The organism is Acinetobacter sp. CFCC 11171, assembly GCF_003268405.1.
Classification (GTDB): domain Bacteria; phylum Pseudomonadota; class Gammaproteobacteria; order Pseudomonadales; family Moraxellaceae; genus Acinetobacter; species Acinetobacter amyesii.
The window spans coordinates 1-5,180 of the sequence record NZ_LQXP01000067.1 but is presented as its reverse complement, the minus strand read 5'-3'; the positions used below and the strand labels follow the sequence as shown (position 1 = coordinate 5,180).

General features: G+C 32.8%; 9 protein-coding genes and 1 pseudogene. 4 read left to right on the top strand and 6 right to left on the bottom strand.

Annotation, left to right across the window (positions count from 1 at the left end; all coding sequences use genetic code 11):
- Positions 1-119: 119 nt before the first annotated feature.
- The 3 genes from AVJ20_RS17615 to AVJ20_RS17605 all read right to left on the bottom strand — a co-directional run bounded on the left by AVJ20_RS17615 (position 120) and on the right by AVJ20_RS17605 (position 1,098).
- On the bottom strand, positions 120-464 hold the full coding sequence (locus tag AVJ20_RS17615) for a hypothetical protein (protein WP_111886107.1): 345 nt from the start codon (positions 462-464) through the stop codon (positions 120-122).
- Positions 465-596: 132 nt separating this feature from the next.
- Positions 597-812, bottom strand: a complete 216-nt coding sequence (locus tag AVJ20_RS17610; RefSeq protein WP_111886106.1) for a hypothetical protein — start codon at positions 810-812, stop codon at positions 597-599.
- Positions 802-1,098, bottom strand: coding sequence for a BrnT family toxin (locus AVJ20_RS17605; protein ID WP_111886105.1), 297 nt, complete (start codon positions 1,096-1,098; stop codon positions 802-804). Before AVJ20_RS17605 ends, AVJ20_RS17610 begins: the two co-directional genes overlap by 11 nt.
- A gap of 299 nt (positions 1,099-1,397) precedes the next feature.
- On the opposite strand from AVJ20_RS17605, the gene AVJ20_RS17600 reads away from it, so the two are divergent.
- On the top strand, positions 1,398-2,285 hold the full coding sequence (locus tag AVJ20_RS17600; RefSeq protein ID WP_046206305.1) for a hypothetical protein: 888 nt from the start codon (positions 1,398-1,400) through the stop codon (positions 2,283-2,285).
- A 190-nt stretch (positions 2,286-2,475) separates the two neighbouring features.
- Here the strand turns inward: AVJ20_RS17600 and AVJ20_RS17595 are convergent, their stop codons facing one another.
- A complete protein-coding gene (locus AVJ20_RS17595) occupies positions 2,476-3,075 on the bottom strand; it encodes a HEAT repeat domain-containing protein (protein ID WP_111886104.1) in 600 nt (199 codons plus the stop codon).
- 159 nt (positions 3,076-3,234) lie between these two features.
- Here AVJ20_RS17595 and AVJ20_RS18810 point away from each other — a divergent pair.
- The 3 genes and pseudogenes from AVJ20_RS18810 to AVJ20_RS17585 form a co-directional block, all read left to right on the top strand.
- Positions 3,235-3,645, top strand: a pseudogene (locus AVJ20_RS18810) (hypothetical protein); the annotation flags it as partial.
- Between the two features lie 30 nt (positions 3,646-3,675).
- A complete protein-coding gene (locus tag AVJ20_RS18805) occupies positions 3,676-3,969 on the top strand; it encodes a hypothetical protein (RefSeq protein WP_227505690.1) in 294 nt (97 codons plus the stop codon).
- Positions 3,969-4,427: a hypothetical protein gene (locus AVJ20_RS17585; RefSeq protein ID WP_005804943.1), complete on the top strand. Its 459-nt coding sequence runs from the start codon at positions 3,969-3,971 to the stop codon at positions 4,425-4,427. Before AVJ20_RS18805 ends, AVJ20_RS17585 begins: the two co-directional genes overlap by 1 nt.
- Positions 4,428-4,521: 94 nt before the next feature.
- Here the strand turns inward: AVJ20_RS17585 and AVJ20_RS17580 are convergent, their stop codons facing one another.
- Together AVJ20_RS17580 and AVJ20_RS17575 are read right to left on the bottom strand one after the other, a co-directional pair.
- Positions 4,522-4,803, bottom strand: coding sequence for an addiction module antidote protein (locus tag AVJ20_RS17580; protein ID WP_000985609.1), 282 nt, complete (start codon positions 4,801-4,803; stop codon positions 4,522-4,524).
- Positions 4,804-5,106 (bottom strand): type II toxin-antitoxin system RelE/ParE family toxin, encoded by a 303-nt coding sequence (locus AVJ20_RS17575; RefSeq protein WP_000286964.1) that lies wholly within the window; start codon positions 5,104-5,106, stop codon positions 4,804-4,806.
- Between the last annotated feature and the right edge of the window lie 74 nt (positions 5,107-5,180).

Sequence of the window (5,180 nt, the reverse complement as noted above, 5' to 3'; positions counted from 1 at the left end):
TGGAAAGTAAGACAGAAGAAAATAGACAGAAAGATAAAGAGCTTTTTAATGATCTTTTTAAGGGATAAGTTCTAAATTTCATATAAGAGATTTTATGTTAATTTTTGTATAGACATTTTTTAATGTTCTAGAAATGGAGCTGAAAGTACCATTAATCTTACTGGAGCATTTAATATACTTTTAGCTTGTTGAAGTTTTATAAAATCGCCCTCACTTTTTAAAGTAACAAGTACAATTTCCCTATTTTTTTCATCTACAAAAACACCCTGTATTTCAGGAAAAATTACTGATATTTCCTTCAATTTTTCATTAAGTATTAAAGTAAGTTCCTCAAGCGAATAGTTTTTATTTAAATTTTCTCTAAATTCTAAATCTATTAATTCTTTAGAAGTTAATGCTAGATTTTCTGCTGAAGTTACATGAGGTAAACTTAAGCACAAACTTAAAATAATTTTCCTAAACATAAAGTAACTCATACTAGAAATCGGTACTTTGCTTGGTATTTTTCATTACTAATTAAACAAAAACAGTCGCAAAGTTGCCCGACTTTGAAACATGGCTAAAGCCATATTTCAAAGTATCGAGCTAAATTTTAATTAAACACGTTTCAATGCCATGATATGACGAACCATATCGTTAATATGCTGTTTTGTTTCATTATCTTGAGAGCTTAGCCAAGTTACAACATCTGCATCAAAAGCCTTTGCTTGAGCCGTGGCATGGCGTTCTTGTAATTTTTTCACAAAATTTGGTTTTACTACTGGCGCATTGGTAGGGTCAAAATTTTTATAGCGTTCTAATTCATTTTGCATGGTTATACCTCCGCTTTTGATTGTGTGATGGCTCAAAAGCAGTAATGATTCTTGCAACATCACCACGTTCGACCCAAACCACTGTTAGTAGTCTACCACGATTGCTTAGACCGATTGATATCAGCCGTTGTTCGTCATAATGACCAAGATCGTCAAAGGACATCAGCTCTGGATCAAGAAAAACGCTACATACTTCTTCAAAAGTAATTTCACGCCCTCGATAGACTATTTCCATTTTTTTATCGTGCCATTCAAATAGCAGACCGTAATACTCAATCAACGGCATGTTTAGCCTTTTCCTAGATTTACAACTTCTAAAAGTCTACTTAGAGGGTTTTACTTATTCAATAACTCATTAATTTAAATGGGTTCTAACATCTAAATTTCGTATAACCTCCATTATGTTAAAGGAGAGGTATATTTGAATTAAATATGCCTATAAAGTTAATAGCTATCAATCATTGTTTGCTGAATAAGCCTTTAAAAGTAGGTTTATGCACCTAAGTTATTGTAAATAAAAAGATGTTCGTATTTTCAGTATTCTAACAATAGACTATAGTTGATTCTTTTAAACTAGGAATTACCATGAACCGATTTAAGACCTCTTTTTTAGTTATTTCTTTGGGTCTTACTTTAACTGCCTGCGGCGGCGGCAGTGATGGTGCATCGAGCTCTACAGGGAATGGTGCATCGAGCTCTACAGGGAATGGTACATCGAGCTCTACAGGGAACAGCGGCACCACACCAGATACTTCTACTGGTTCAGTATTAGAAAAATTGAATCCATCACAATCCTACAATATTATTTTTGACTACCCTAATTCTTCTGGTGCATCAAGACTTGATTCTGTAAAACAAAATGCCGATGGTATTATCACCGAATTTGGTGATTACAAAATTACAGGAGATATTGTTGCGAAAGAAATTGCTGGAAATAAAAACTTTACGATTGCTCGTGTAACCAAAGGAATTTTTAATTATGAAAAAAATGGGGAAATAAAATCAACAGATATTTCCAAATATAGCAATGCCTCTTATTTTTATTTTGCATTTACCCCAATCATTACTAAGCGTATTTCTGCCCAAACCAAACAAATTAACTGTACTGATGTTAATGCTACTCAAGCAAAAGTGACCAATAGTGGCCAATTTGAAAAATTTATTTCTCCATCCATTCATAATGGAAGTATTACCTTAAATCCTAACGGCAATATCGACGTTAAATTTACTGCAAAAAATGGCAGTGATGAAACTACCTTTGCTTCATCAATGAGATGGGTTGATTCATTCAATAACTATAGCAGCTATAACTTATTGGGTATCGTAGGACAACAAGGTGAATCAAATCAGATCGGTACATTTAACATAGCTGATAATGGACCAAATAGCCTAGTACTTGGTGCAATTTACCGTATGACTTTGAGCAATAATGGTAACTATCAAGGTGCTGTTTCTATGGTATGTAATTATTAATATAGCTTGATTGAAGTGTCATGCGCCTTAATCTTTATGTATTTTTTTAAATTTAAGACCTAGGCAGTGCCTAGGTTTTTTTATTTCGTATAACAGCCATTATGTTAAGTGGGTATGTTTTTCCGCTGAATAGTGAATTAAGAATGCTCTATAAAATCATTTGTTATTTGCCTTTTAAAGAAGGATTTATCTATGGGAAAGTGGCAATTAATACTTTCTTTACTTCATCTGACGTATTTGGATCTACTTTAAGCTCATTAACGGCTTCAATAATCCGTTTACGAACAGCTTCATTCTCTGGCAGTGAACCCTTAATCTCATGTTCTTTCTGAGTGAGTAGCGAAGCATTATTAAGAGCACCCAGAGCCAAAATTTGAACCTTTGGGTTCGTATCCTTTAAATAAGGAATAATATCGTCTGCTGCTTCAATCGGGTCTAAATTCGTTAGGGATACAAGAATTACACTTAATGCATCAGGGTTCGATTCATTTTGTTTCAACAAATCAACTAGCTTATGGATTTTATCTTCTCGTGAATATGTAGGGCTATCATTAATAGCAATCGTACTTTTTACCCATTTAGGAGGCATTCCATGAGGGAGATTGGGCGCATTGTTAGTGATACCGTCATTAGCATTAAGAGTATTACGGTTGGAACTGATCTTTTCTTGAGTTTCCATCAGCTCTTTACTATGTACATCATCACTTTTTTTGGCAAAAATAAAAAATCCAATAAAAGCTACTACGATTGCCGTAATAACTAAATAAATCAACTTACTATTATTTTTCATATTACCTACGTTTTTAAATAAGAATGTTGTTACATCAATAGAAAAAGCATCAAAGAAACTTTAAATTATATTATTCACCAATTAAATAGGCTCATTCAACGCTTTTTCCAAGAGTTGATATAGTGTAATAATTATTGAGTAAATAAGAGAATTAAGTTAATGAAATACTCAAAAGAAAAAATAGTAAAAGCCCTATTACTTGCTCCTTTACCACTACTTTTTTTCACAGCATTGCTATTTATCATAATGAATCGTGAATATAGTCTATATTCAATTTTTGTGGTTTTTGCAGGGCATGGTCTTGTTTACTTAGCTTATAGTATTTTGACAGTACCTTTTAGCTTTATGGTCTCAATTCTTTTAAATCGTTATAGTATTCTTAATTTGCTAACTATCTGTATTAGCTCTTTAATTATTGCTATGCCATTTTTTGTTCTTTTTGGATGGAGCCATACAGGAGAAGTTTCGAAAGAATGGTGGAAGATGTATACCGACACTTGGACTATCTTTATGGCTCTAATTCCAGGCTTGTCTTATTGGTTATTTTTAACTGATTTTAAAGTTAAAGAATTATTAAAGAAAAAAATAATATATTTCAATATATTAGCTTTTGTTTTGACTTATTTGTCTTTGTTTCATCAGAAATATACATTGATAGACCGGATAGTTGTAGACAAGCTTGGAAAAGTTGAAGTTATAGGAGGAGGATTTCCATTACAGTTTTTAGTAGATGGTGAAATATCTCCAGGCGGTAGTATAGCACTAGATCCTTTAAATATTATTATAGGAATAGATCAATTCATTTTTTTATATTTTATTCTTGATTATTTATTTTGGCTTATGTGTCTTTTAGTCGGTTATGCGTTTTTTCGAAAGATAAAAGTGAAATTATAATGTCTAAAATATTTATAAAATTAGGAATTTTACTTGTAGGTCTATGTCTACTTCTAATCATTAATTCATACAAACAGAAATTAAATCATGATAAAGAGATGGCAACACAGACAACAATACTTTTCTTTAATTCACTTGCTAAACATGATCTAGAATCAGCAATCAAATATGTTTGGCCAGATGCGCGATTACATGAAGATTTAAAAAGTTCTGAAAGGTTTCTCTCTTTCAAAGACTCAAAAATTTTAGAAGTAGTAAGGATTAATTATGATTCAGCGGAAAGTAGACCTGAGTATTATCAAGAATTTTATAAAATTATTTCAGTGATGGTAAAAGTTAAAGTCGTCCATATAGATGATGCTGGTAGTCCAGTAGGTGACTATATTTTATTTATTACTCTTGTGAAACAATCTCCTCAATCTGATTGGCTAATTACAGAATTTGGTAGTGGGCCTTAAGATAGTAATTATAGAGAAAAGCTAAAATTAACATAATACACCTTATACGAAATTAAAAAATGGAGCCTAAAGCTCCATTTTTTAATAACTTTTTTTAAATTGCTAAGCGTAAATTCAGTGCTTTTACAACTTTAATCACAGTATCAAAACTAGGGTTAACATCACCAGAAAGTGCTTTGTAAAGACTTTCTCGGCCTAAGCCTGTATCTCGTGATAATTGAGCCATTCCTTTAGCTTTTGCAATGTTACCTAAAGCCTTTGCAATGAATGCGGCATCGCCATTAGATTCTTCAATACATGCTTGTAAGTAAGCCTGCATATCATCCTCTGTTTTAAGATGCTCAGCACTGTCCCATTTGCGAAGTTTAATAGCCATTTATAGCTCCTCCTCTAAATCTTGTGCCAATTGCAGGGCAAGTTTTATATCTTTACTTTGCGTAGACTTATCTCCGCCTGCTAAGAGAATAACAACCCTTTGCCCTTGCTTGCAGTAATAAATCCTATAGCCTGGCCCAAAGAAGAAACGTAATTCAGAAACACCTTCACCGACCGGCTCAGTATCTCCAAAGTTTCCATCTTCAACCCGATCAATTCGGACTTGTATGCGTCTTTTTGCCTGCTGGTCTTTTAACTTGGTGAACCAGTCATCAAAGACTTCAGTGGTATATATTGAGTACATAAGTAGAATGTATCCTATAGGATACATTTATGCAAGAAATAAACTTGATATTTGGGGCTCGAAACGGTGAATTT